This window comes from Candidatus Symbiopectobacterium sp. NZEC135, assembly GCF_025962695.1.
On sequence record NZ_JAGFPF010000299.1, the window covers coordinates 1 to 1869 of the forward strand.

Consider the following 1869-nt stretch of genomic DNA (forward strand, 5'->3'; position numbering starts at 1 on the left):
AACCGTACCGCCGCGTTCAGAGGCGATAATCACGCTTTCACGCGGGATAGCCACCGCCCGTGTCGCCAGCGTATCGGTAAATGTGCCGCGCTGGGCGACGTGCAGCGTCACCTGGGCAAACGGCATTCGCGTTACCTTTTCTGCGGTAGCCAGGTTGAAAAGCCATAGGCATAACAGGCCGAAAATCACCAGTGCCAGGCCGACGATCCCTTTGGCAGCGCGATGTCGCGTGGATTTAGGGTCTAATTGAATGTCCATAGCGGCTTACCCTCGCCTTAACCACGGGCGAGTCACCCTGCCATCGTGCAACACCAGTGACAGTGCCATAATGGCCGTCACCGTGAGTCCCAGCAACAGCAGCGCCGCAAACGCATTGACATAGACCAGTCCGGCAACGGTGTCATACTGCTGTAGCCAGCGCCCGAGCAGCAGGTATCCCAAGGCCAGCGCCGCCAGCAAAGAGAACACTATGGGCAGCACATGTTGTTGCAGAAAAAACACCATATTTGTCGCAAGAGAACCTCCCACCGCTTCCATGATTTTCAGTGTGCCGTCTAGCCGCTGAGCGTCTGATAGGCTGATCACCAAGGTGCTGATAACCATTAATATCAACGCCAACAGCGCGGTGAGTGTAATGACGTTGAGCATCTGTGAATCGTTATGAAAATGACGATCATGAAGCGCCTGTACCGTTTGCAGAGATAAGTTCGGTGGAGCATGGCGTTTGATCAGTGCGACAAGAGGGGCCTCCTGTTGAACGTTCGAATAGGCCACTGTGGCGAATTTTTCCAGGCGATCGTTGATAAAGATAAGCAAAGGTTGGGGCGAAGGGAGGTGTTCTCCAAGGTCGACGTTTTCCACTACCCGTAACACCCGAAGTTCTTTTTGTCCTTCCGGAAAGGGAATGTAGTAGCGGGTATTCAGCACTTCATCGACGGTTTTCTGCCCCATCGCATCCACGAAGGCGCGGGTGACGATGGCGTGGCATACGCCGTCATCGGTGCTGGCCCATAGCGTATTCTCCTGGCCTGCCAGCGTTTTTAATCCCCAGACCTCCGCAAAGTATTTGTCGGCAGACAGGGTATTGATAACGGTAAATTGGTCTTGTACCTGTTGTTGCGCGTGCTGCACGTTGAGTATGTGGCGCGACCTATCAAACGGTTGCCAACTGCTCAAACTGAAAGCCGATGTGCCTAGGTTTTCCTGAAGTTGATGTTGTAACTTGCGTATGCTGCTGAGTGTATAAAACCCTTCATCAAGCGCGAACGTCAGGCGGTGTGCTTTTTGGTAACCCACCTCTGCATGCAGCGCCTTATGCTGTTGCGTCATCACACCCGCCCACAGATAAACGGTGGTACCGGCTACCAGCAGTTGTACCACCAGCATCATGCGGTTGAGGTAATAAATACTCAGCGTTTCATAGCGATTTGGGGTCTGTGAGGCCGGGTTGCCGAACAGGAAGAAACAGAGGCTCAGCAGGTGTGAGAGTAGCATCATCACGCCAATGAACAGCGCGACGCCAAAAAATACCGTCAGCATGCGTGTCATTGGTTGATGAAGGAGCAACTCGCTCACGTCGACTGACAGCGGTAACAGGGCACCAAGCAGTAAGGTCGCCAGAGCCACCGTTGTCAGGAACTGCGGCAAGAACACGCTCAGTGATTCTGTCAGGATCTGCGCACCTGAAGCGCCGAGACTGCGTTTGATATGCAGGCTGGGGCGTTTGGCGGCATTGAGAATACCGTTGATGTTGAAAAAATTGGCTACTGTGGTGAACAGAACAAACAGTGCCGCGGTGTACAGCGTATGCAGCAATGACTTGTCACGCGTCTTGACGAATTCATCGGCGTAGCCATCGTCGTAGTGCAT

Annotated in this window: 1 protein-coding gene and 1 pseudogene; both read right to left on the reverse strand. The window is 53.6% G+C overall.

Going from position 1 to position 1869, the window contains the following annotated elements; genetic code table 11:
• Positions 1-258 (reverse strand): annotated as a pseudogene (locus J5224_RS26160) (hypothetical protein); the annotation flags it as partial.
• A 6-nt stretch (positions 259-264) separates the two neighbouring features.
• The coding region (locus J5224_RS26165) for a hypothetical protein (protein ID WP_264628102.1) at positions 265-1869 on the reverse strand (1605 nt) is incomplete at its 5' end.